Source organism: Streptomyces sp. NPDC029292, from assembly GCF_055569295.1.
In genome coordinates, this window is the sequence record NZ_JBVHXR010000060.1 from 1 (window position 1) to 1,221 (window position 1,221).

A 1,221-nucleotide genomic window follows, 5' to 3' on the forward strand; every position below is an offset into this window, starting at 1 on the left:
GGGCAGGTTTATCTGCGGGGGCTGCTGACCGACGGGCAGCGTAAGTCGGTCGAGCCGATGGCCGCCCGGCTCGGGGAGGACGGCAATCGTCAGGCACTGGCCAACTTCATCACCACCAGCCCCTGGGACCCCGCGCACATCCGGGCCCAGCTGGCCTGGCGGATGGAGGAGGCGATCGGGCCGGAGGCCCTGGTCTTCGACGACACCGGGTTTTTGAAGGACGGGACCGCGTCGGCGTGTGTGTCGCGGCAGTACACCGGCACCGCGGGCAAGGTCACCAACTGCCAGGTCGGCGTCTCACTCCACCTCGCGTCCGACCATGCCTCGGCGGCGGTCAACTGGCGGCTGTTCCTGCCCGGGACATGGGATCCCGCCTCACCGAAGGCCGATGCGGACAAGGTCGCCCGCCGCACCGCCTGCGGCATCCCGGACGATGTCGGGCATGTGGAGAAGTGGCAGCTGGCCCTGGACATGCTCGATGAGACCCGCTCCTGGGGGATCGAGGTGCCGCTGGCCGTCGCGGACGCCGGATACGGCGATGCTGCCGCGTTCCGGCACGGACTGCAGGCCCGCGGCCTGAACTACGTGGTGGGGATCTCCACCACGCTGTCGGCCCAGCCCGCCGGCGCGGTGCCGGTGGCCGAGCCGTACTCCGGGACCGGACGCCCGCCGATGGCGAAGTATCCCGACAAGCCGCGGCCGGTGAAGGAGCTGGTCATCGCGGCGGGCCGGAAGGCGGCCAGGCCGGTGCAGTGGCGGGAGGGCTCCCGGCCCGGCACCGGCCGCTCGGGCCGCAAGCGGATGTACTCCCGCTTCGTGGCCTTGCGCATCCGGCCTGCCGGACGCGAGGTCCGCCAGGCCACCGACGGCCCGGAGCTGCCGGAGTGCTGGCTGCTGGCCGAATGGCCCGCCGGTGAGAGCGAGCCGGTGCAGTTCTGGCTGTCCGACCTGCCCTCCGGCATGCCTCTGACCACGCTGGTCCGGCTCGCCAAACTCCGCTGGCGCATCGAACACGACTACCGGGAGATGAAACAGGCCCTGGGACTTGCCCACTTCGAGGGCCGGACCTGGACCGGCTGGCACCACCACGTCACCCTCGTCTCCGTCGCGCACGCCTTCTGCACCCTGCAACGACTGGCCCGGGCCCCAAAAGACGCGGCGCCGGCCTGAGCCTCTACCAGGTCGTCCGCGAGCTGCAATTACTCCTCGCCCTCTGGACCG

Annotated in this window: 1 protein-coding gene; it reads left to right on the forward strand. The window is 71.3% G+C overall.

Going from position 1 to position 1,221, the window contains the following annotated elements:
* Positions 1-1,170, forward strand: a 1,170-nt coding sequence (locus tag ACZ4WS_RS47795) for an IS701 family transposase (protein WP_467990513.1), incomplete at its 5' end; no start/stop codon positions are given.
* Positions 1,171-1,221 lie beyond the last annotated feature (51 nt).